Source organism: Streptococcus sp. HMSC073F11, from assembly GCF_001810785.1.
Classification (GTDB): Bacteria; Bacillota; Bacilli; order Lactobacillales; family Streptococcaceae; genus Streptococcus.
In genome coordinates, this window is sequence record NZ_KV802690.1 from 703,226 (window position 1) to 724,183 (window position 20,958).

General features: G+C 40.8%; 23 protein-coding genes. 9 read left to right on the forward strand and 14 right to left on the reverse strand.

What is annotated here, in order from left to right:
- Positions 1 to 117 precede the first annotated feature (117 nt).
- Together ligA and HMPREF2764_RS05060 are read right to left on the reverse strand one after the other, a co-directional pair.
- Positions 118 to 2,076: an NAD-dependent DNA ligase LigA gene (ligA, locus tag HMPREF2764_RS05055; RefSeq protein ID WP_070527688.1), complete on the reverse strand. Its 1,959-nt coding sequence runs from the start codon at positions 2,074 to 2,076 to the stop codon at positions 118 to 120.
- Positions 2,077 to 2,139: 63 nt separating this feature from the next.
- Positions 2,140 to 4,041, reverse strand: coding sequence for an ABC transporter ATP-binding protein (locus HMPREF2764_RS05060; protein WP_070527691.1), 1,902 nt, complete (start codon positions 4,039 to 4,041; stop codon positions 2,140 to 2,142).
- A 153-nt stretch (positions 4,042 to 4,194) separates the two neighbouring features.
- Here HMPREF2764_RS05060 and HMPREF2764_RS05065 point away from each other — a divergent pair, with 153 nt between their 5' ends.
- Positions 4,195 to 5,913, forward strand: a complete 1,719-nt coding sequence (locus HMPREF2764_RS05065) for a phospho-sugar mutase (RefSeq protein ID WP_070527697.1) — start codon at positions 4,195 to 4,197, stop codon at positions 5,911 to 5,913.
- A 111-nt stretch (positions 5,914 to 6,024) separates the two neighbouring features.
- Complete coding sequence (locus tag HMPREF2764_RS05070; protein WP_070527700.1) at positions 6,025 to 6,372, forward strand: DUF6568 family protein; 348 nt, start codon at positions 6,025 to 6,027, stop codon at positions 6,370 to 6,372.
- A 37-nt stretch (positions 6,373 to 6,409) separates the two neighbouring features.
- Here HMPREF2764_RS05070 and HMPREF2764_RS05075 read toward each other — a convergent pair whose 3' ends face one another.
- From HMPREF2764_RS05075 to HMPREF2764_RS05125, 11 genes are all read right to left on the reverse strand, one after another.
- A complete protein-coding gene (locus tag HMPREF2764_RS05075; protein ID WP_033685149.1) occupies positions 6,410 to 7,183 on the reverse strand; it encodes a potassium channel family protein in 774 nt (257 codons plus the stop codon).
- Positions 7,184 to 7,228: 45 nt separating this feature from the next.
- Positions 7,229 to 7,483 (reverse strand): type II toxin-antitoxin system RelE family toxin, encoded by a 255-nt coding sequence (locus HMPREF2764_RS05080; protein WP_004239453.1) that lies wholly within the window; start codon positions 7,481 to 7,483, stop codon positions 7,229 to 7,231.
- A gap of 1 nt (position 7,484) precedes the next feature.
- Complete coding sequence (relB, locus tag HMPREF2764_RS05085) at positions 7,485 to 7,727, reverse strand: type II toxin-antitoxin system RelB family antitoxin (RefSeq protein WP_000208079.1); 243 nt, start codon at positions 7,725 to 7,727, stop codon at positions 7,485 to 7,487.
- A 90-nt stretch (positions 7,728 to 7,817) separates the two neighbouring features.
- The gene (locus tag HMPREF2764_RS05090) at positions 7,818 to 8,627 is read right to left on the reverse strand and encodes an MBL fold metallo-hydrolase (protein ID WP_000004964.1); all 810 of its coding nucleotides are present in this window, start codon (positions 8,625 to 8,627) and stop codon (positions 7,818 to 7,820) included.
- A gap of 1 nt (position 8,628) precedes the next feature.
- Positions 8,629 to 9,978: a cell wall metabolism sensor histidine kinase VicK gene (vicK, locus tag HMPREF2764_RS05095; protein WP_070527703.1), complete on the reverse strand. Its 1,350-nt coding sequence runs from the start codon at positions 9,976 to 9,978 to the stop codon at positions 8,629 to 8,631.
- Complete coding sequence (gene yycF, locus HMPREF2764_RS05100) at positions 9,971 to 10,678, reverse strand: response regulator YycF (protein ID WP_000722072.1); 708 nt, start codon at positions 10,676 to 10,678, stop codon at positions 9,971 to 9,973. The genes vicK and yycF overlap by 8 nt, the downstream gene beginning before the upstream one ends.
- Before the next feature lie 55 nt (positions 10,679 to 10,733).
- The gene (gene mutY, locus HMPREF2764_RS05105) at positions 10,734 to 11,909 is read right to left on the reverse strand and encodes an A/G-specific adenine glycosylase (RefSeq protein WP_070527706.1); all 1,176 of its coding nucleotides are present in this window, start codon (positions 11,907 to 11,909) and stop codon (positions 10,734 to 10,736) included.
- An 82-nt stretch (positions 11,910 to 11,991) separates the two neighbouring features.
- Positions 11,992 to 12,966 (reverse strand): phosphate acetyltransferase, encoded by a 975-nt coding sequence (pta, locus tag HMPREF2764_RS05110; protein ID WP_000451571.1) that lies wholly within the window; start codon positions 12,964 to 12,966, stop codon positions 11,992 to 11,994.
- A 43-nt stretch (positions 12,967 to 13,009) separates the two neighbouring features.
- A complete protein-coding gene (locus tag HMPREF2764_RS05115; protein ID WP_070527709.1) occupies positions 13,010 to 13,906 on the reverse strand; it encodes an RluA family pseudouridine synthase in 897 nt (298 codons plus the stop codon).
- On the reverse strand, positions 13,903 to 14,721 hold the full coding sequence (locus tag HMPREF2764_RS05120; RefSeq protein WP_000799056.1) for an NAD kinase: 819 nt from the start codon (positions 14,719 to 14,721) through the stop codon (positions 13,903 to 13,905). Before HMPREF2764_RS05120 ends, HMPREF2764_RS05115 begins: the two co-directional genes overlap by 4 nt.
- Positions 14,705 to 15,376 carry a GTP diphosphokinase gene (locus HMPREF2764_RS05125; protein WP_070527712.1) on the reverse strand — a complete coding sequence of 224 codons (672 nt, stop codon included), beginning with the start codon at positions 15,374 to 15,376 and terminating at the stop codon, positions 14,705 to 14,707. The genes HMPREF2764_RS05120 and HMPREF2764_RS05125 overlap by 17 nt, the downstream gene beginning before the upstream one ends.
- A 128-nt stretch (positions 15,377 to 15,504) precedes the next feature.
- On the opposite strand from HMPREF2764_RS05125, the gene HMPREF2764_RS05130 reads away from it, so the two are divergent.
- The 7 genes from HMPREF2764_RS05130 to HMPREF2764_RS05160 all read left to right on the forward strand — a co-directional run bounded on the left by HMPREF2764_RS05130 (position 15,505) and on the right by HMPREF2764_RS05160 (position 20,276).
- Positions 15,505 to 16,074: a CYTH domain-containing protein gene (locus tag HMPREF2764_RS05130; RefSeq protein WP_070527716.1), complete on the forward strand. Its 570-nt coding sequence runs from the start codon at positions 15,505 to 15,507 to the stop codon at positions 16,072 to 16,074.
- A gap of 111 nt (positions 16,075 to 16,185) precedes the next feature.
- Positions 16,186 to 17,145 (forward strand): ribose-phosphate diphosphokinase, encoded by a 960-nt coding sequence (locus HMPREF2764_RS05135; RefSeq protein ID WP_070527720.1) that lies wholly within the window; start codon positions 16,186 to 16,188, stop codon positions 17,143 to 17,145.
- 9 nt (positions 17,146 to 17,154) lie between these two features.
- Positions 17,155 to 18,270 carry a cysteine desulfurase family protein gene (locus HMPREF2764_RS05140; RefSeq protein WP_070527723.1) on the forward strand — a complete coding sequence of 372 codons (1,116 nt, stop codon included), beginning with the start codon at positions 17,155 to 17,157 and terminating at the stop codon, positions 18,268 to 18,270.
- A 4-nt stretch (positions 18,271 to 18,274) separates the two neighbouring features.
- Entirely contained in the window at positions 18,275 to 18,622 is a 348-nt protein-coding gene (locus HMPREF2764_RS05145; RefSeq protein ID WP_000863540.1) for a DUF1831 domain-containing protein, read from the forward strand.
- Positions 18,623 to 18,629: 7 nt separating this feature from the next.
- The gene (locus HMPREF2764_RS05150) at positions 18,630 to 18,845 is read left to right on the forward strand and encodes a DUF4649 family protein (RefSeq protein ID WP_070527726.1); all 216 of its coding nucleotides are present in this window, start codon (positions 18,630 to 18,632) and stop codon (positions 18,843 to 18,845) included.
- Between the two features lie 82 nt (positions 18,846 to 18,927).
- On the forward strand, positions 18,928 to 19,569 hold the full coding sequence (locus HMPREF2764_RS05155) for a redox-sensing transcriptional repressor Rex (protein WP_000653417.1): 642 nt from the start codon (positions 18,928 to 18,930) through the stop codon (positions 19,567 to 19,569).
- Between the two features lie 17 nt (positions 19,570 to 19,586).
- Positions 19,587 to 20,276 carry a gamma-glutamyl-gamma-aminobutyrate hydrolase family protein gene (locus HMPREF2764_RS05160; RefSeq protein WP_020902817.1) on the forward strand — a complete coding sequence of 230 codons (690 nt, stop codon included), beginning with the start codon at positions 19,587 to 19,589 and terminating at the stop codon, positions 20,274 to 20,276.
- On the opposite strand, the gene radC is transcribed toward HMPREF2764_RS05160, so the two are convergent.
- Positions 20,273 to 20,953: a RadC family protein gene (gene radC, locus HMPREF2764_RS05165; RefSeq protein ID WP_000286931.1), complete on the reverse strand. Its 681-nt coding sequence runs from the start codon at positions 20,951 to 20,953 to the stop codon at positions 20,273 to 20,275. The two genes, HMPREF2764_RS05160 and radC, sit on opposite strands and share 4 nt — an antisense overlap.
- Positions 20,954 to 20,958 lie beyond the last annotated feature (5 nt).

The window sequence follows — 20,958 nt, forward strand, 5'->3', positions numbered from 1 at the left end:
ATGTGGTGCTGATAGATTCAGCAATTTAATTTCTGACTCAAGATAGACTCAATTCATGTCAAAACACTTCAGGATAGACAGTTTCAGACTATCTAACATCTAGCCTTCTACTATTCTTTACAAACTTTCGAGCCAAGCTTCATCTCGAACTTCAATACCAAGTTCTTGTGCTTTTTGAAGTTTACTTCCAGCATCTGCACCTGCCACGACGAGGTCGGTCTTTTTAGACACACTGCCTGTTACCTTGGCACCCAAACTTTCGAGTTTGCTTTTAGCTTCTGAGCGCTTGAGACGTTCCAATTTTCCAGTCAATACAACGGTCAAACCTGACAAGGTCGCATCTGCCACTACAGTCTGACCTTTATAATCCAGATTGACCCCAGCTTCTTTCAATTCTCTGAGGAGAATTTCAGAGCCTTCTGTCGCAAAATAAGTCTGGAGACTCTTGGCAATCACACCACCCAGACTTTCAATACTAGCCACTTCCTCTGAATCTGCCTGAGCCAGATTTTCAATCGAGTGAAAATGTTGGAGTAAAAGCTGACTGGCCTTGCTTCCGACATGGCGAATTCCCAAACCAAATAAGAGCTTCTCGGCAGAATTTTCCTTAGATGCTTGAATGGCTTGATACAGTTTAGCAGCAGACTTTTCCTTGACCCCCTCTAAAAGGAGGAAATCTTCTTCTTTCAAATGGTAAATATCTGCCACATCCTTGACTAGATCTGCAGCAAAGAGTTTCTCAATAATAGATGGCCCAAGGCCTGTGATATTCATGGCATCTCGAGAAGCAAAGTGAATCAAACCTTCCATGATTTGGGCAGGACAACGCGGATTGATACAACGAAGGGCCACTTCATCTTCAAAGTGCAACAAGCCAGAATTACAACTTGGGCAGTTTGTAGGGATATCTAGTTTTTCTTCAGAAACCCGTTTGGACTCTACCACACGTAAAACGGCAGGGATGATGTCCCCAGCCTTATATACTATAACCGTATCGTCTTTGCGGATATCTTTTTCAGCAATATAATCCACATTGTGCAGGGTCGCACGGCTAACAGTTGTACCAGCTAGCTGTACTGGTGTTAAATTCGCAGTTGGGGTTACAACACCCGTACGGCCAACTGTCCAGTCAACTGAGAGTAGTTGAGCTTCTTTTTCTTCAGCAGGAAACTTGTAGGCTACTGCCCACTTTGGAGCCTTAACGGTAAAACCAAGTTCTTCTTGGCTTGCTAGGTCATTGACCTTGATCACCACCCCATCAATATCGTAAGGCAGATTTTCCCGTTCTTGTCCTACTTCTTGGATAAAATCCCAGATTTCATCTATATTTTCAGCCAAGATTCGCTTAGGATTGACCACAAAACCAAGTTGTTCAAGGTGCTTCAAAACCTTTTCTTGGCTATCACGAGTTGAAGGGCTGGCTTCTTGATAGAGGAAGGTAGCAAGATTGCGCTTGGCAACTACTGCTGTATCCAACTGTCGCAGGGTGCCTGCTGCCGCATTCCGAGGATTGGCAAATTCAGGCTCTCCATTTTCTTGTCGTGCTTGGTTGACCTGGTCAAAAGAAGAGCGTGGCATATAACATTCCCCACGAACTGTAATATCAAGTTCTTCTGGTAAGGTCAAAGGAATGTCCTTAACACGCTTGAGGTTTTCCGTGATATTCTCCCCAACAGAACCGTCTCCACGTGTTGCACCAGCAAGCAAAATCCCCTTTTCATAAGTCAGCGAGATAGACAAGCCATCGATTTTCAGCTCACAAATATAGGTTGGATGAGCCACTTCCTTACGAACACGTGCATCAAAAGCTTCAAGCTCCTCACGTGAAAAAGCATCCTGCAAACTATAAAGAGGATACTGATGACTGTATTTTTCAAAACCATCTAAAACCTTGCCACCAACACGATGGGTCGGACTGTCTGCTAATACTTGATCTGGATAGGCAGCCTCCAACTCAACCAACTCACGGTAAAGGCGGTCATACTCACTATCTGAAACCGACGGATTGTCGCTGGTATAGTACTCAGTCGCATAGCGATTGAGCAAGGCGACTAACTCATTCATTCTTTTATTCATAAAACCATTTTACCATAAACTAAGCCCTCCTCACAATGGAGAAGGGCAGAAAACTTAGAAATCTTACACCTGCTCTGATAATTGTTCCCACTCAAGCATGGCTTCTTCCTGACGATGGCTGATTTTGTCCAGTTCAGCCTGCAATTCCACCAGTTTGCCGGCATCGTTTGTTTCCAACATTTGTTCAGAAATGTCTTGGCTTTGACTTTCTAACTCTTCGATTTCAGCTTCTAGACTTTCGATTTGTCGCATGAGTTTACGGGCTTCTTTTTGACTTTCTTTCTGAGCTTGATAGTCATTAACTGGACTTGCTTCTTTTGCTTGATTAGTAGTTGAAATTTCCTCAGTTTGAATCATTTCTACTTCTGCTTTCTTCTCGACATAGTAGTCGTAATCTCCAAGATAGAGAGTTGATCCATTCTCAGACAATTCCAGTACATGAGTTGCCACACGATTGATAAAGTAACGGTCGTGACTGACGAATAGAAGAGTTCCATCAAAGTCAATCAAGGCATTTTCCAACACTTCCTTGCTATCAATATCCAAGTGGTTGGTTGGCTCATCCAGAATCAAGAAGTTGTTGTTTTCCATGGAAAGTTTAGCCAGAAGTAAACGGGCTTTCTCGCCACCAGACAGCATGCCGACTGATTTTTTAACATCATCTCCTGAGAAAAGGAAGGCACCTAGACGGTTACGAATTTCAACTTCTGGTGTCAGTTTAAAATCATTCCAGAGTTCATCCAGTACAGTATTACTTGGTGTCAGCTTGCTTTGGGTTTGGTCATAGTAACCAACCTCAACATTGGCGCCAAAGCGCTTCTCACCCTTGATAAAAGGAATCTGGTCCACAATAGACTTGATAAAGGTTGACTTGCCAATACCATTTGGTCCAACAATAGCAACAGCATTCATCTTACGAAGGTCTAGGTTGATAGGATCTGACAATATTTCCCCATCATAGCCAATAGCTGCATTCTCAACAGTCAAAACAACATTGCCCGACGTTTTTTCAGACTGGAAGGTCATGTTGGCTGATTTCTTGCCAGCTTCAGGTTTGTCCAAACGCTCCATTTTTTCCAGTTGTTTGCGTCGAGATTGGGCTCGTTTGGTCGTCGAAGCACGTACTAGATTGCGATTGACAAAGTCTTCCAGAGCAGCGATTTCCTTTTGTTGCTTTTCATAGTTTTTTGCCTCAGTAGCTAGCTTTTGCTCCTTTAACTCAACAAAACGAGAGTAGTTACCCACATAGCGATCCAAGGAATGCTTGGTCAAATCTAGCGTAATTGTCGCAACCTTATCTAAGAAATAACGGTCGTGGCTGACAATAATAAGGGCGCCGCTATAGTTTACCAAGTAATTCTCTAGCCAAGCGATAGTTTCAATATCCAAGTGGTTGGTTGGCTCGTCCAAGACCAAGAGATTTGGCTTTTCAAGGAGCATTTTGGCAAGTGCCAGACGAGTATTTTGACCACCCGAAAGCTCGGCAATTTTCATCTGCCACATAGATTCGTCAAACTTGAATCCATTCAAAATCGCTCGTATATCAGCTTCATAGGTAAAGCCACCTGCTTGGCGAAAATTCTCAGATAAGCGGTCGTAATCTGACATCAGTTTATCCAAATCTTCACCAGATTTTTCACCCATCTCCAGCTCCATCTGACGAAGTTGTTTCTCAGTCCGACGCAAGTCATCAAAGACATGAAGCATCTCATCGTAGATGGTATTTTCAGACTCAAAACGGCTATCTTGAGCTAGGTAAGACAGAGAAATATCTTTTTTCTTATTGATTTCACCACTAGTTGGCTCCTCTTCTCCAACCAAAATCTTCAAAAGAGTAGACTTACCTGCACCATTTTTCCCAACAAGGGCTATCCGATCACGTTCATCAACTTGTAGGTTAATATTATCAAAAAGAACCTCTCCTGCAAAAGAACGTTCAATTTTATTAGCTTGTAAAATAATCATAAAAGTAGTATAGCATGTTTCCCTAAGGCATTCAAGACTTGATAAACAGGCATATGTTACTACTTTTATGTAAGTTATGCTAAGGTTTTACTAAAACGCTAAAAAGTGCTATAATGTGAACGGTTAAAACAATTTACAAAAAGGAGAATTTCAATGTCTTACCAAGAAAATTACCAGAAATGGGTTGATTTTGCGGAGCTTCCTGACTACCTTCGTCAAGATTTAGAAAATATGGATGAAAAAACGAAGGAAGATGCCTTCTATACAAACCTTGAATTTGGTACTGCAGGTATGCGTGGGTTGATTGGTGCTGGTACAAACCGTATCAACATCTACGTTGTTCGCCAAGCTACTGAAGGATTGGCTCGTTTGATCGAGTCAAAAGGTGGAAATGAAAAAGAACGTGGTGTGGCAATTGCCTACGATAGCCGTCACTTCTCACCTGAGTTTGCCTTTGAGTCTGCGGCAGTTCTTGCTAAACACGGCATCAAATCTTATGTATTTGAAAGCCTTCGTCCAACTCCAGAACTATCATTTGCAGTTCGTCACCTCAACTGTTTCGCGGGTATCATGGTCACAGCCAGCCACAACCCTGCACCATTTAACGGGTACAAGGTTTACGGTGAAGACGGTGGACAAATGCCTCCACACGACGCAGACGCTTTGACTACTTATATCCGTGCAATCGAAAATCTATTTGCGGTAGAAGTTGCTGATGTGGAAGCTGAAAAAGCTTCTGGCTTGATTGAAGTTATCGGCGAAGCTGTTGACGTAGAATACCTTAAAGAGGTTAAGAACGTAAACATCAACCCAGCCTTGATTGAAGAATTTGGTAAAGACATGAAAATTGTCTACACACCACTTCATGGTACTGGTGAAATGTTGGCTCGTCGTGCTCTTGCCCAAGCAGGATTTGACTCTGTTCAAGTCGTTGAAGCGCAAGCAACTGCCGATCCTGACTTCTCAACTGTAAAATCTCCAAACCCAGAAAGCCAAGCAGCCTTTGCCCTTGCTGAAGAACTTGGTCGTCAAGTTGGTGCAGATGTTCTTGTGGCAACTGACCCTGATGCTGACCGTGTTGGTGTTGAAGTTCTTCAAAAAGATGGTAGCTACCTCAACCTTTCAGGTAACCAAATCGGTGCTATCATGGCAAAATACATCTTGGAAGCCCACAAAAATGCCGGAACTCTGCCTGAAAATGCAGCCCTTTGCAAATCTATCGTATCAACTGACTTGGTAACGAAGATTGCTGAAAGCTACGGCGCAACTATGTTCAACGTTCTGACTGGTTTCAAATTCATCGCTGAAAAAATCCAAGAATTCGAAGAAAAACACAATCACACTTACATGATGGGATTTGAAGAAAGCTTCGGTTACTTGATTAAACCATTCGTACGTGATAAAGACGCTATCCAAGCTGTTCTTGTCGTTGCTGAACTTGCTGCCTACTACCGTTCACGTGGTTTGACCCTTGCTGACGGTATCGAAGAAATCTACAAAGAGTACGGCTACTACGCTGAAAAAACTATCTCTGTTACCCTTTCAGGTGTCGATGGTGCTGAACAAATCAAAGCGATTATGGCTAAATTCCGTAACAATGCTCCAAAAGAATGGAATGCAACAGCTATCACTGTCGTAGAAGACTTCAAAGCTCAAACAGCTACTGCTGCTGACGGCACTGTTACAAACTTGACAACTCCTCCAAGTGATGTGTTGAAATACACACTTGCTGACGGTTCGTGGATTGCCGTTCGCCCTTCAGGGACAGAACCAAAAATCAAGTTCTACATTGCAGTTGTAGGTGAAACCAACGAAGAATCACAAGCTAAAATTGCTAACATCGAAGCAGAAATCAATGCTTTTGTAAAATAAAACCCTATAAAAGATGAGACCAACCAATCTCATCTTTTTTTCGTATCAAATCTAAGCAATTTTAGAAACTTTATGGCATACTAGACTTATCAATGAAAGCGAGGTAATCTCATGGAACAATTTTTAGATAATATCAAAGACCTTGAAGTCACTACAGTTGCGCGTGCGCAAGAAGCTCTTGATAAAAAAGAAACTGCAACCTTCTTTATCGGTCGCAAAACTTGCCCTTACTGCCGTAAATTTGCAGGTACATTGGCAGGTGTCGTAGCTGAAACTAAAGCTCACATCTACTTCATCAACAGTGAAGAATCAAGCCAACTCAATGAGTTACAAGCATTCCGCTCACGCTACGGAATCCCAACTGTACCAGGCTTCGTTCACATTGCAGATGGACAAATCAATGTCCGTTGCGACTCTTCAATGTCAGCACAAGAAATCAAAGAATTTGCAGGATTGTAAAAAAGCCACTCATCGAGTGGTTTTTAAATGGTCAAAATTACCTTTTTTCAATCAAATCTTGTATCATTCGCTGTAGTTCTTCGATTTTCTCAGATTGTTTCTCTATTAATATTCTTTGGCTCGATAATTCGTCTTGTAGTTTATCAAGTTTTATCTGTTCACCTGGATTATCTTTTACAAAAAAGTTCGTCAAGGCACTTGTTAACATTCCTATTGTACTAATCCCTACCAACATTAATAAAACAGCTAGCCATTTCCCAAAAAGGGAAACTGGAACAATATCACCATAACCAACAGTGGTTACTGTCACAAGAGCCCACCAAAGACTATCTGAGAAAGATTTTTCTTCAACTACAGATAAAATTGAACTTCCTACTAGAACAATAAAGATATTAACATACAAGATATAAATCAGGCCATTTGTCCGTAAGAATCTACTAATTTTTCTTTCTAATTTACCTGTAAGTCCAATTATTCTAAGTAAACGAGTCAGTTTCAGTAATTTTGTCAGCCTTGCTAAGCGGAAAATACGCCCTAATCGAAATACTGTAAAAATAGCATTTAAAGGAAGGATAGCTAACAAGTCAAAGATATTTTCAAGTATAAACCTCCATTTTGCTTCACTTGAAAAGAACCGCCAAACATAATCTACCACAAACACAAACCAAAGTAGTAAGTCAATAATACTGTATGGAGGACTGTCTAAATCAATCATCTCAGCAAATCCAAGTAATACCAGAATAACAGAGATTAAAGCAAGTAAAATAATTGTTGTATCATAATAATCTGCAAAAAACCATTTTTTCTTCAAATTTTACTCTCCTCACTTTCTATACTGTTATTACTCAACTTTAATTCAATAAATATCTCTCCGATGACCAACTTCTAAAGTAGCAATGACTAATTCATCATCTACAATTTGTACGATAACTCGATAATTACCAATTCTATAGCGCCATTGACCAACGCGATTACCAACCAAAGCCTTTCCGTGTCGTCTTGGGTCTTCCAAAACATTGGTTTGTAAATAGTTTGTAATTATCTTCTGCGTATAACGATCCAATTTTTTCAATTGCTTGATGAAACGTCTTGTTGGAACTAATTTATACAAATTATTCATCCTCCAAGCCTAAATCATGCATCATTTCTTCCCAAGTAATGGGTTCAACTCCTTTTTCCAAGTCTTCTAAATACTCTTGATAGGCTAAATCTGCCACACGAGCATCGTATTCATCTTCTAGAGCTTCAAGAGTTTTGGTGCGGATAAGTTCCGACAGGGAAACTCCTTCAAACTTAGCCATTGCTTTCATAAATGTTTTGTCAGCTTCAGAAACTTTTAATGTAATAGTAGTCATTTTTTGCACTCCCTTTTTTAATGGTAACACCATTGTATTACTTTTTAGGTGTTCAGTCAATATAAAAAGAACACCTTCTCAGCGTTCTTTCTATATGTCTGTCAATGGTGTTGCGGTATCTGGTGAGGTATCATAAACCTTAAAGTCTACTCCGACTCCCAGATCAGCTTGAGCTAGCTGATTGACCATAGTCATGTGAGCCAGCTCCTTGATATTGTTTTCCTTAGACAAGTGACCAAGGTAGATTTTCTTAGTGCGATTTCCTAAGGTACGAATCATAGCTTCGGCACCATCCTCGTTAGAAAGGTGACCGAGATCCGATAGGATTCGTTGTTTGAGTCGCCAAGCATAAGAACCTGCTCGCAGAATCTCTACATCATGGTTGGACTCGATAAGATAGCCGTCCGCATTTTCGACAATTCCTGCCATACGGTCACTAACATAACCTGTATCAGTCAGCATGACAAAACTTTTATCATCCTTCATAAAACGATAGAACTGTGGCGCGACTGCATCATGGCTTACACCAAAACTCTCGATGTCGATATCTCCAAAGGTTTTAGTTTTACCCATCTCAAAGATATGCTTTTGCGAAGAATCCACCTTGCCAAGATACTTGCTATTTTCCATAGCCTGCCAGGTCTTTTCATTGGCATACAAATCCATACCATACTTGCGAGCCAAAACACCCACTCCATGAATATGGTCAGAATGCTCATGCGTAATCAAGATGGCATCCAAGTCCTCTGGTTTGCGATTTATTTCAGCAAGTAAGCTGGTAATTTTCTTGCCCGACAAGCCTGCATCCACTAAAAGCTTCTTTTTTGGAGTTTCCAGATAAAAGGAATTTCCACTGGAACCCGACGCTAAAATACTGTATTTAAAGCCTGTTTCACTCATTCTAGTCTTCTACTTCGTCCTCCCATACTTCTTCCTTCACTGCATCCTTATCATAAGGAAGCACAATGGTGAAGGTTGATCCCTTACCGTATTCACTCTTGGCCCAAATAAAGCCCTTATGTTGTTTGATAATCTCTTTAGCAATAGCTAGTCCTAAACCAGTACCACCTTGGGCACGACTTCTAGCACGATCCACACGATAAAAACGGTCAAAGATTCGAGGCAAATCTTGCTTTGGTATCCCCAATCCTTGGTCTGAAATGGATAAAATCATCTGATCATCAGTTGTCTTCATGGTCACTGTGATTTTTCCACCATCTGGAGAATATTTAATGGCATTGTTGAGAATGTTATCAATCACCTGCGTCATCTTGTCTGTATCAATTTCAATCCAGACAGAGGTAATCGGATAATCTCTAACCAATTCGTATTTCTTCTCTTCATCTGATCCCCTCATCTTATCAAAACGGTTAAGGATAAAGGTAATAAAAGCTGTGAAGTTAATCAGTTCCACATCTAGATGAGTGGTTGCATTATCAATACGTGAAAGATGGAGAAGATCTGTCACCATCCGCATCATACGGTTGGTTTCATCTAGAGATACCTTGATAAAGTCTGGTGCGACAGGTTCTGACAAGGCCCCCTCATCCAAGGCTTCAAGATAGGATTTTACGCTAGTCAAAGGAGTTCGTAACTCATGACTAACGTTCGAAACAAAGAGTCTCCGTTCGCGCTCCTCCTTCTCCTGCTCCGTCGTATCGTGTAAAACAGCAACCAAACCAGAAATAAAGCCAGACTCACGACGAACCAAGGCAAAACGTACACGAAGGCTCAGATATTCACCATTAGCATCCTGAGAATCAATCATAAGCTCAGGAACTTGGGTAATCAAATCACGAAGTTCATACTCATCTTCAATCTTAAGCAATTCTAGAATACTTTTATTGAGAACCTCTTCTTTCTGAACACCTAGCTGTTTCTTAGCCATGTCATTAATCATAGTAATCTTACCACGACGATTGGTCGCAAGGACTCCATCCGTCATGTAAGAGAGGATACTGTGCAATCGTTTACTCTCTTGTTCCAGATTTTCTTGGGTCAAGCGAATTACTTCTGATAAATCATTGAGATTATTGGTAATATTAGTGATTTCAGAGCTTCCCTGCATATCCAATACCTGAGAATAATCTCCTGCAATCAAGTCTTTAACTTTTTGATTAATTTGCTTCAACCGAATATTATCTTGCCTATTTTCTAGTAAAAGCAAAGTAACAATCAAGATAAAACCCAATAAAATTAAAATGAAGATAAAATCACTAGTAAGAATATTTTTTCTAATCAATTCAATCATTATTTCTCATATAATAACCAACACCACGACGTGTTAGGATATACTCTGGACGACTAGGTGTATCTTCAATCTTCTCACGCAAACGTCTGATAGTTACGTCAACAGTCCGAACATCTCCGAAATAATCATAACCCCAGACCGTTTCAAGCAAGTGTTCACGGGTAATCACTTGACCAATATGAGAAGCCAAGTGGTACAAGAGTTCAAATTCACGGTGGGTCAAGTCTAGTTCTTCACCGTATTTTTTAGCCACATAGGCATCTGGTACAATCTCCAAGTCCCCAATTTGCAAAGGTTGGGTTTTCTTTTCATCTGACTCTTGATTATCTACAGAAACCAAGTCCGTACGACGAAGAAGAGCTTTAACACGCGCCTGCAACTCACGATTTGAGAAGGGTTTGGTTACATAGTCATCTGCACCAAGCTCTAAACCGATAACCTTATCAAATTCACTGTCTTTAGCAGAAAGCATGATAATAGGCACACTACTTGTCTTGCGAATGGTCTTAGCAACTTCTAAACCATCAATTTCTGGAAGCATCAAATCCAGAATAATAATATCTGGTTGCTCTGCTTCAAATTGCTCTAGTGCTTCACGACCATTAAAAGCAGTTACAACCTCGTAACCTTCCTTGGTCATATTAAACTTGATAATATCCGAGATTGGTTTTTCATCATCTACAATTAATATTTTTTTCATTTGTTCACCTTTTTCTCTACTATTATATCAAAAAAATAACAAGAAGACACAATAGCTAGTCTTTGCTACTGTCTAAGTTGGCTGGTGCATAAACCTGCCAGATTTTTTGTTGGGGTTTGGCAAGTGGGTAATTCTTAAACTCTTCTGGTGAAAGCCAGCGAACTTCCCTATCTGAAAAGTTATGAAAGTCAGTCACTTGACCTGCTACAATTTGAACATGCCACTTGCGATGACTAAAGACATGCTTGACAGTGTCAAAATAAACATCAAGCCAATCAACATCTAGGTCATAGTCCTGCTGGAAACTCTCTTCTGGACTGGGGCCAAAATTCACACTTTCTTCTGCAACCTGATGAAAGAGGTCAAACTGCTCTTCTTGCGAAAAGTTATCAACTTCTATCAAGGGGAAATGCCAAAATCCTGCCAATAACTTTTCGCTTTCATTTTTTTCAAGTAAAAATTGTCCCTGAGTATTTTTGACCACCAAGGCTTTAAGATAAATTGGGACAGGCTTTTTCTTGGGAGCCTTGATTGGATAACGATCCATGGTTCCATTCTGATATGCCGCACTAAAGTCCTTAACTGGGCTTTCTTCTGGTCTGGGATATACAGGCGCCTCAATATCTGATCCTAAGTCCATCAAAGCTTGATTAAAGTCACCCGGACGTTCTGGGTCAATCAGGATTTCCATCATTGCCTGAAAAATTTTACGATTACTTGGAATGCCAATATCGTGGTTGACTTCAAACAGACGTGCCAGCACTCGCATGACATTACCATCTACAGCCGGCTCAGGCAAGTTAAAGGCAATACTGGAAATGGCTCCTGCTGTGTAAGGACCAATCCCTTTCAAGCTGGAAATTCCTTCATAGGTGTTTGGAAATTGACCACCAAAGTCAGCCATAATCTGCTGAGCCGCAGCCTGCATATTGCGTACTCGAGAATAATAGCCCAAACCTTCCCAAGCCTTCAACAAACGCTCTTCAGGCGCATTCGCCAAACTTTCCACTGTTGGAAACCAGTCCAAGAAACGTTCGTAATAAGGAATAACCGTATCCACTCTGGTCTGCTGGAGCATGATTTCAGATACCCAGATGTGATAAGGATTTTTACTTCTCCTCCAAGGTAAATCTCTTTTGTTTTCATTATACCAAGCGAGAAGTTTCTCACGGAAAGAAACAATCTTCTCCTCCGGCCACATGACAATACCATATTCTTTCAAATCTAACATATCTCTAGTATAACACAGAAGACCCTAACTGTCCTTTTCCTAGTATTAAAAAGCCTCTTCCCAAGGGAAAGAGGACTAAATCTTATTGATGAACTGCCTGGGCTGCTGTGATAAGTGTTAACTTGTAAACATCATCAGCATTACATCCACGAGAAAGGTCGTTAACTGGCTTGTTCAAACCTTGCAAAACAGGACCAACAGCCGCAAAACCACCGAGACGTTCGGCCATCTTGTAGCCGATATTTCCTGCCTCGATACCTGGGAAGATAAAGACATTTGCTTGACCAGCTACTGTACTTCCAGGAGCTTTCAAAGCTGCAGTTTCAGGAACAAAGGCTGCATCAAATTGCAACTCACCATCGATTTCAAGGTCAGGGCGCAAGTCGTGAGCAATTTTAGTTGCTTCAACAACCTTATCAACGCTTTCACCAAATCCAGAACCTTTAGTAGAATAGCTCAGCATGGCAATTTTAGGTTCGATGCCAAACATCTTAGCTGTGATTGCTGAATTAATAGCAATTTCAGCCAAGGCTTCTGCATCTGGATTGATATTGATGGCACAGTCTCCAAACAGATAACGTTCAGTACCACGAACCATGAGAAAGGCACCTGAAGTACGAGTTACATTTGGACGAGTTTTGATGATTTGAAGGGCTGGACGAACTGTTGAAGCTGTTGAGTGAATCGCTCCTGACACCATTCCATCAACCAAGCCCAAGTAAACCAACATAACACCAAAATAGTTGACATCTTCAACCAAAACCTTGCGTGCATCTTCTTCAGACATTTTGCCCTTGCGACGTTCTACCAAGGCAGCAACCATTTCTTCAAATTTATCGTAGTGTTGAGGGTCGATGACTTCATAACCGTCCTCAATACCTTCAATTTCAAGATAGATTTTAATTTTTTCAGGATTTCCAAGCAAAACAGGAATCACTTCTGTTTCTTTTACCAGGCGTTTAGTCGCTTGAAGAATACGAGGCTCTTCCCCTTCAGGGAGAACGATACGAGCATTTTTACCAACCAAGTTGGCTTTGAGACTTTCAAAAACTTCCATGAGTTTTCTCCTTTAAGATAATAATTATACTCTGAATCAGTTTTTATAGAGTATTAGTTGATAACTGGGTAATAAGGTTGCTAAAATCATCCGGCAAGGGACTTTCTAACTGCAAGTCTTGCTCTAAAAATGGATGATAAAAGGATAGGTAATGGCAATGTAAGGCCTGGCGCTGAATTCCATCGTCTAGACTACCACCATACAAGTCATCTCCCAATAAAGGAAAACCAATATGAGAAAAATGGACTCGGATTTGGTGGGTTCGCCCAGTGTGCAGGCGAATGTCTACCAAATGAATATTCCCATAAGATGCTACAATCTTATAAGAAGTATGAGCATACTTTCCACCTTTAGCTACACGTCTGGTAATAATAGAGTCTTCATCACGCGCAATCGGAGCAATAATTTCCCCCTCTGACTCCAAGCGTCCATCACCTTTAACCAAAGCAAAGTAGCGTTTTTCAATGGACTTCTTCTGCAACTGCTTGTCTAATCGTGCATGGGCATAGCCGTGCTTGGCAAAGAGCATCAAGCCAGAAGTATCTCTATCAAGTCTAGTTACAATGTGAACCTGCTGATTCTCATAGTCTTGCTTGACGTAGTAACCCTTGATAAAATTAGCGATAGTATTGGAGTGATTAACACTAGGAATAGAAGCCACTCCATAGGGTTTATTTAAGACTAGAAAATGGTCATCCTCATAGAGAATATCCAGTGGGCGCTCGATAGCTTCGAGAGTTTCAAAACCTTCCTCAGCGGGAATATCTATGATAACTCGGTCTCCAATATCCAATAGATACGTCGCATTTTGTGGTTGATCATTGACCAGAATAGCTCCGCCTCGAAACTTAATCTTAGCTAGCAGCCCCTTAGAAACCTCGTGCTTTTTTAAGAAGGTCTTAACCTTGACATGCTCATCTGCGATAAATTCAAACCTCATTCGTCCACCTCGCCGATAAAAGCATCCTTAACTCGGTTCCAGAAACTGGTATGGCTCGGTGATGCGACAAAGTGAATCTTATGATGGTCTATTTGATACTCAATACGCTCAATATTACGGAATGAATAAACGCTATTGTCAACCGAAATGGTATGGTAATCGTTTCTTGTTGGAATAAGTTCAATCTTATCCTTCTTTGGAACAATAATGGAAGAACCCAGGGTTCGATAGACACGATTGTTAAGGCTGGCAATTTCCGTTAATTGCAAAGCTTCAATGGTTGGGTGTAAAACAGCTCCACCAAGCGACTTGTTATAGGCTGTACTACCAGTCGGTGTTGAAACTGTTAGCCCATCTCCACGAAAACGTTCAAAGTGGACACCATTAATCACAACATCCGCCACCATGGTTCGATCAGACCTTCGGATACTGGCTTCATTTAGTGCTCTAAAAATCTTCACTTCACCATTTTCGAGAAAAACCTTCACATTCAGAACAGGGTAAGAGACTCTTGCTCCGGTATCTAGCTGCAAATTAGTCACTAGCTTGTCCAACTCAAAATCACGGTAGTCCGTATAGAAGCCCAAATGTCCAGTGTGAACACCAATGAAGCGGACCTTGTCAAGCTGGTTTTCGTACTTATGAAAGGCCGACAAGAGCATACCATCACCACCGATGGAAATAACGATATCTGGATTGGTATCATTGAGTATAAACTGATTTCTCTTCAAACGATCTCGCAATTCATACAAAACCCTTTGACTCTGTGGTTTTCTATTAGCTATCAGGTCAATTCGTTTACCTGTATTCTTCATCTGTATCGTCACTGTTTCCTACACCGTCATTTAATTTTCTACTCAAAGGATCAAAAAGTGCTTGGGCTTCTTGGATATCATCACGTATTTTACCCATTTCTTCATCCAACTGATGGGCAATTTTGGCAGTAATTTCCAGTCGCTTCTTAATCTCCTCTGGGAAATCCCCTTGGTACTTGTAGTTGAGAGAATGTTCTATCGTTGCCCAGAAATTCATGGCCAAAGTACGAATCTGAATTTCCGCCAAAATGGTCTTAGCTCCATTAATGGTATCAACCGAATATTCAACTACCACATGATAGGAACGATAGCCTGAGGATTTTCGATGAGTAATGTAATCACGCTCCTGTATGATCCGCATATCCTGACGTTTGCGCAAAATCTCCACTACTTCCTTGACGTCATCTACAAACTGGACCATCACACGCAAGCCGGCAATATCTTGCAGATCGTGTTCCAAGGTCGCATAAGTAATGCCACGACGAGCCATTTTTTCCTTGATACTTTCAATCGGTTTGACTCGACCAGTCACAAACTCAATCGGAGAATGCTTATTTTGCTTACGATATTGCTTCCGAATACCACGTAGTTTAATCTTTAACTCACCAACAGCTTGAATGTAAGGATCTAGAAATTCTTCCCATTCTAAGGTCATATATTCTCCCTTGTTCCCATATTATCCTTCAAAAATATCTTTGATTTTTTCTCCAGATTCATATACAATAAATACAATGCTTATTATACCATAAATCCGCTTTCAACGATAAAGAAAAGGTAAGAAAAATGAAACATTTAGAAATTGAATTGAAAACACTCTTGAAAAAAGATGAATACAATCGTCTAAAATCCCAGTTCACAGACGTCACTCCTGTTCTTCAAAAAAATTACTACATAGACACACCTGATTTTGAGCTGCGAGAAAAGAAAATTGCTATGCGCATTCGAACCTTTGAAGACTGGGCAGAATTGACACTCAAAGTCCCGCAAAGTGTTGGAAATATGGAGTACAACCAAAAATTGCGACTAAAAGATGCTGAAAACTATCTGAACAAGGAAGAACTTCCTCAAGGGCTTGTGCTTGATGAATTAGCAAAACATGGTATCCAAAGTAAAAAATGGCAGGTCCTTGGTTGTCTAACAACGCTTCGCTATGAAATGCAAACACCAATTGGCCTCATGGCACTAGATGAAAGTCAGTACTTTGATATTACAGATTACGAATTAGAGCTTGAAGTGGAAAATCACGAGCAAGGGAAACAAGATTTCCAGCAATTTTTAGAGGAAAATCAGATTGCTTATCAAAAAGCTCCCTCAAAATTGGTCCGATTTGTCAAAAGCATGAAAAATAGCTGAAATAATCTCTATTTTTTGGTAAAATAGAAGAGATAAAATACACAATCCCCAGTTCATATAGGCAAGACATATATAACTAGGATTTATAAAGTTTACAGAGGACGGTCTATAATGTCAGATAGAAAAAATATGAAACTTTTCGCACTCAACTCTAACCAAGAGATTGCACAGAAAATTGCTCAAGCTGTTGGTGTCCCACTTGGAAAACTATCATCACGTCAATTTTCAGATGGAGAAATCCAAGTAAATATCGAAGAAAGTGTCCGTGGTTATGATGTTTACATCATCCAATCAACAAGTTTCCCTGTTAACAACCACCTAATGGAATTGTTAATCATGGTTGATGCTTGTGTTCGTGCAAGTGCGCACAGTATCAACGTTGTCCTTCCATATTTTGGCTATGCACGTCAAGACCGCATCGCTTCACCTCGTGAGCCACTTACAGCGAAACTAGTTGCCAATATGCTAGTTAAGGCTGGTGTCGATCGTATCCTTACGCTTGATTTGCATGCCGTTCAGGTTCAAGGTTTCTTTGACATCCCTGTCGATAACCTTTTCACAGTTCCCCTATTTGCAAAACATTACTGCGATAAGGACCTACTTGGTTCAGATGTTGTTGTCGTTAGCCCTAAAAATTCAGGTGTCAAACGTGCTCGTAGCTTGGCTGAGTATCTTGATGCTCCTATCGCCATTATCGATTACCCTCAGGACGATGCAACTCGTAACGAAGGTTATATTATTGGTGATGTTGAAGGTAAGAAAGCCATCTTGATTGATGATATTCTTAATACAGGACGCACCTTCTCTGAAGCTGCTAAAATCGTTGAACGTGAAGGGGCTACAGAAATTTATGCTGTTTCTAGTCATGGTCTCTTCGTTGAAGGAGCTGCTGAACTTCTTGACAATACTAATATTAAGGAAATTCTTGTGACTGATTCAGTAGCAACAAAAGAAAAAACTCCTAAAAACGTATGCTACATCACTGCTAGTGAGTTAATTGGTGATGCCATCGTCCGTATCCACGAAAGAAAACCAGTCAGCCCACTCTTTGCCTACAACAAAAAGAAATAAGGTGATTCTTTGATTTATTTGGACAATGCTGCAACGACTCCCATGTCAGCAGTTGCTATTTCAGCTATGACCAAGGTTATGCAAGAAACCCATGGAAATCCTTCTAGTATTCATGGGCATGGCCGTCAAGCTGGCAAGCTCTTACGCGAAGCCCGTCAGGAACTAGCCCAGTTACTGGGAACAAAACCTCAACATATCTTTTTCACTTCTGGTGGGACTGAAGGCAACAATACTGCTATCATTGGCTACTGCCTTCGTCATCAAGAACAAGGAAAACACATCATCACAACTGCCATTGAGCACCATGCCGTCCTTGAAACCATTGATTACTTGGTTCAACACTTCGGTTTTGAAGCAACCATTATCCAACCAGAAAATCAAGAAATCACAGCCCAACAAATTCAAAAAGCTTTACGTGATGATACAATTTTGGTTTCTACCATGTTTGCCAATAATGAGACAGGAAACCTACTTCCCATTGCTGAAATTGGCCAAATACTCAAGCAACACCCTGCTGCCTATCATGTTGATGCAGTTCAAGCTATTGGTAAAATACCAATTCAACCCGAAGAATTGGGCATTGATTTTCTCACTGCTTCAGCCCATAAATTCCATGGTCCTAAGGGGATCGGCTTTCTCTACGCATCTAGCATGGACTTTGATTCCTATCTCCATGGTGGAGACCAAGAACAGAAAAAACGTGCAGGAACTGAAAATTTAGCTGCCATCGTAGGCATGCTTGCGGCCCTAAAAGAGGACCTAGAACAGCAAGAAGAACATTTTCAACATGTACAAAATCTAGAAACTGCCTTTCTGGCAGAGCTAGAGGGAGTTCAGTATTACCTGAATAGAGGCGAACACCATCTCCCTTATGTCCTCAATATTGGATTTCCTGGTCAGAAAAATGACCTCTTACTCCTCCGTCTAGATTTGGCTGGAATTTCTATCTCTACTGGTTCAGCCTGTACTGCAGGCATTGTACAATCCAGCCATGTTCTTGAAGCCATGTACGGGGCAAATTCAGAACGCTTGAAGGAATCCGTTCGTATCAGTTTGTCGCCAGAAAATACTGTTGAAGACCTACATACCCTCGCAAAAACCTTAAAAGAAATTATCGGAGGTTAGCCATATGGCATTTGAAAAAACCATTCAGTTAAAAAATTGTCGTTACGACTACACTCTTAGCCCTTCTGTTAAAAAATTCACCCTTAAGGACAATACCTTTTTTGAGACTAAGGTTGGTAACTATGAATTGACTCGCCTTTTGGAAAAAGTTCCGAACAGCGGTGAAGGCTTCCAACTCAAAATCATCATCAACAAGGAACTCACAGGGGCTAAAATCAATATCACTGACAAGTTTGGCCTTCGCCTGGTTGATATTTTCAAATCAGAAGACCACCACATTCATCAGGAAAAATTCTATTTCCTCATGGATAGTTTGGTAGAACGTGGTGTCTTTACAAAATCTGAAAGATAGGTCCCATATGTTTGAACTAACCTATAAAGATAGCTATCAGGTAGAGCGGACTCTCAAGTACGAGGATTATGAATCACTCATGCTAGCTTTGTCAGGCTGTGTGACCCTGCCAGATACACTTTATGTGACTTCTTTAACCTTTAAGGGACAGGAACTTTACCAGGGACTGGTCGGAGACCTCTACCGTTTTCTATCACATGCAGATTTTTTACATCAAAACTAAGATTTTTCTTAGTTTTTTCTTGTTTTTGTTGATTTTTTCACAATGTTTCTATAAAATAGAAGAATAGAAAGGTTGTGATTTTGTGAAAGATAAACAGTCTGCTATTCCAAAAGCTACAGCGAAAAGACTCTCTCTCTACTATCGAATTTTTAAGAGATTTCATGCAGAAAAGATTGAACGTGCCAACTCTAAGCAAATTGCAGAGGCTATCGGTATTGATTCCGCGACCGTACGTCGTGATTTTTCCTATTTTGGTGAACTAGGTCGGCGTGGATTTGGCTACGATGTCAAAAAACTGATGACATTTTTTGCCGATTTACTCAATGATAACTCCATTACCAATGTCATGCTGGTAGGTATTGGAAATATGGGCCATGCCCTTCTCCACTACCGCTTCCATGAGCGCAACAAGATGAAGATTATCATGGCCTTTGACCTAGATGACCATCCTGAAGTCGGTACCCAAACTCCTGATGGGATTCCTATTTACGGAATTTCACAAATCAAGGATAAAATCAAGGATGCTGATGTCAAGACTGCTATTCTGACCGTTCCCAGCGTTAAGTCACAAGAGGTTGCTAATCTCTTGGTGGATGCTGGCGTGAAAGGAATTCTCAGTTTTTCACCAGTCCATCTACATTTACCAAAAGACGTGGTCGTTCAGTATGTCGATTTGACAAGTGAACTCCAAACCCTCCTCTATTTCATGCGAAAAGAGGATTAGAAAGCGAAAATCATTTTATGAAAAAACCAGTTATTGGGATTACAGGAAACGAAAAAACTCATCCAGATGATGACATCATGATGAGCTACGCAGCAAAAGGCTTTGTGGAAGGCGTTAAAGACGCTGGAGGGATTCCCATCATCCTACCGATTGGTGATCAAGAAATGGCCTGCCACTATATCAGTATGATTGACAAGCTCATCTTGACAGGTGGGCAAAATGTTGATCCTAAATTCTATGGTGAACCAAAAACCATTGATAGCGATGACTACCACCTTCAAAGAGATATCTTCGAAATAGCCCTCATCAAGGAAGCTATCAAACAGAAAAAGCCAATTTTCTCTGTCTGCCGTGGGACTCAACTCTTTAACGTTGCCATGGGCGGAACTCTGTACCAAGATATCGAAGACCACTGGCAGGATTGTTCTGCCGAGTACACAACCCAGCGCTTGGTAACCGAACCAGATACTGTTCTTCGAGAAATCTATGGAGAAATCTCCCATATCAACTCTTTCCACCACCAGAGTATCAAGGATTTAGCTCCCAACTTAAAGATTGCAGCTCATGATCCTAAGGATGGTATCATTGAAGCTGTCATGAGTACGGATGATGTTGCCTTCCTCGGTGTCCAATGGCATCCAGAATTTCTTTTTGAAAATCGTCCCAAAGATAAAAACCTCTTTGACTATATCGTTAATGAACTTTAGATTAAATCTGTCTTTTCTCGATAACTAAAGTAACTGGAGTGAGAGACAATCAAATGGTCCAAGAGGACAATTCCCATCAGATCGCAGGCTTCTTTGACAAGTTTAGTGACATGATCATCATTTCGGCTAGGGGCCACCGCTCCTGAAGGATGATTATGAACCAAGATGAGAGAAGTCGCCATATGCTTGATAGCATAGTGAAGAATCTCTCGCGGTTCAGCAATACTACGAGTGGCAGAACCGATAAAAATGGTCTGTTGATGGATGATTTGATTTTGAGTATTGAGATAGAGCGCCACCAGGTGCTCTTGTTTTTTATCCCCCAATTCCTGTTGCATCTTCTTGGCCAACTTTTGACTGCTGAGAATACTTTCCATCTCAAGGGTTTCGTGTTTATGAATACGATGGCCCAGTTCAATCATGGCTTGTAACTCTATTGCCTTAACTCGTCCGATACCAGATAGACTCTGCAATTCCTGCAGTGTCATTTTTTTCAAATCTGTTAGGCTTGAAAGATTATTCAAGACTTTCTGGGCAATTTCAAAAACACTGGCCTGACGTGTTCCTGTTCTGAGTAAAATAGCTAGCAACTCTTGGTTACTGAGCGCTTCCACTCCTTCTTGGGCAAGTCTTTCTCTTGGCAATAGTGAATCTTCTTGGAATGAAATACTGTACATAAAAA

Bases quoted from the DNA above. Each gene is read 5' to 3' on its own strand.
- HMPREF2764_RS05060 (WP_070527691.1), bottom strand. From the start codon at position 4,041: ATGATTATTTTACAAGCTAATAAAATTGAACGTTCTTTTGCAGGAGAG.
- mutY (WP_070527706.1), bottom strand. From the start codon at position 11,909: ATGTTAGATTTGAAAGAATATGGTATTGTCATGTGGCCGGAGGAGAAG.
- HMPREF2764_RS05120 (WP_000799056.1), bottom strand. From the start codon at position 14,721: ATGAAGAATACAGGTAAACGAATTGACCTGATAGCTAATAGAAAACCA.
- HMPREF2764_RS05090 (WP_000004964.1), bottom strand. From the start codon at position 8,627: ATGAGTGAAACAGGCTTTAAATACAGTATTTTAGCGTCGGGTTCCAGT.
- HMPREF2764_RS05130 (WP_070527716.1), top strand. From the start codon at position 15,505: ATGAAACATTTAGAAATTGAATTGAAAACACTCTTGAAAAAAGATGAA.
- HMPREF2764_RS05150 (WP_070527726.1), top strand. From the start codon at position 18,630: ATGTTTGAACTAACCTATAAAGATAGCTATCAGGTAGAGCGGACTCTC.
- pta (WP_000451571.1), bottom strand. From the start codon at position 12,966: ATGGAAGTTTTTGAAAGTCTCAAAGCCAACTTGGTTGGTAAAAATGCT.
- yycF (WP_000722072.1), bottom strand. From the start codon at position 10,678: ATGAAAAAAATATTAATTGTAGATGATGAAAAACCAATCTCGGATATT.
- vicK (WP_070527703.1), bottom strand. From the start codon at position 9,978: ATGATTGAATTGATTAGAAAAAATATTCTTACTAGTGATTTTATCTTC.
- HMPREF2764_RS05125 (WP_070527712.1), bottom strand. From the start codon at position 15,376: ATGACCTTAGAATGGGAAGAATTTCTAGATCCTTACATTCAAGCTGTT.
- HMPREF2764_RS05160 (WP_020902817.1), top strand. From the start codon at position 19,587: ATGAAAAAACCAGTTATTGGGATTACAGGAAACGAAAAAACTCATCCA.
- HMPREF2764_RS05115 (WP_070527709.1), bottom strand. From the start codon at position 13,906: ATGAGGTTTGAATTTATCGCAGATGAGCATGTCAAGGTTAAGACCTTC.
- ligA (WP_070527688.1), bottom strand. From the start codon at position 2,076: ATGAATAAAAGAATGAATGAGTTAGTCGCCTTGCTCAATCGCTATGCG.
- HMPREF2764_RS05135 (WP_070527720.1), top strand. From the start codon at position 16,186: ATGTCAGATAGAAAAAATATGAAACTTTTCGCACTCAACTCTAACCAA.
- HMPREF2764_RS05065 (WP_070527697.1), top strand. From the start codon at position 4,195: ATGTCTTACCAAGAAAATTACCAGAAATGGGTTGATTTTGCGGAGCTT.
- HMPREF2764_RS05145 (WP_000863540.1), top strand. From the start codon at position 18,275: ATGGCATTTGAAAAAACCATTCAGTTAAAAAATTGTCGTTACGACTAC.
- radC (WP_000286931.1), bottom strand. From the start codon at position 20,953: ATGTACAGTATTTCATTCCAAGAAGATTCACTATTGCCAAGAGAAAGA.
- relB (WP_000208079.1), bottom strand. From the start codon at position 7,727: ATGACTACTATTACATTAAAAGTTTCTGAAGCTGACAAAACATTTATG.
- HMPREF2764_RS05070 (WP_070527700.1), top strand. From the start codon at position 6,025: ATGGAACAATTTTTAGATAATATCAAAGACCTTGAAGTCACTACAGTT.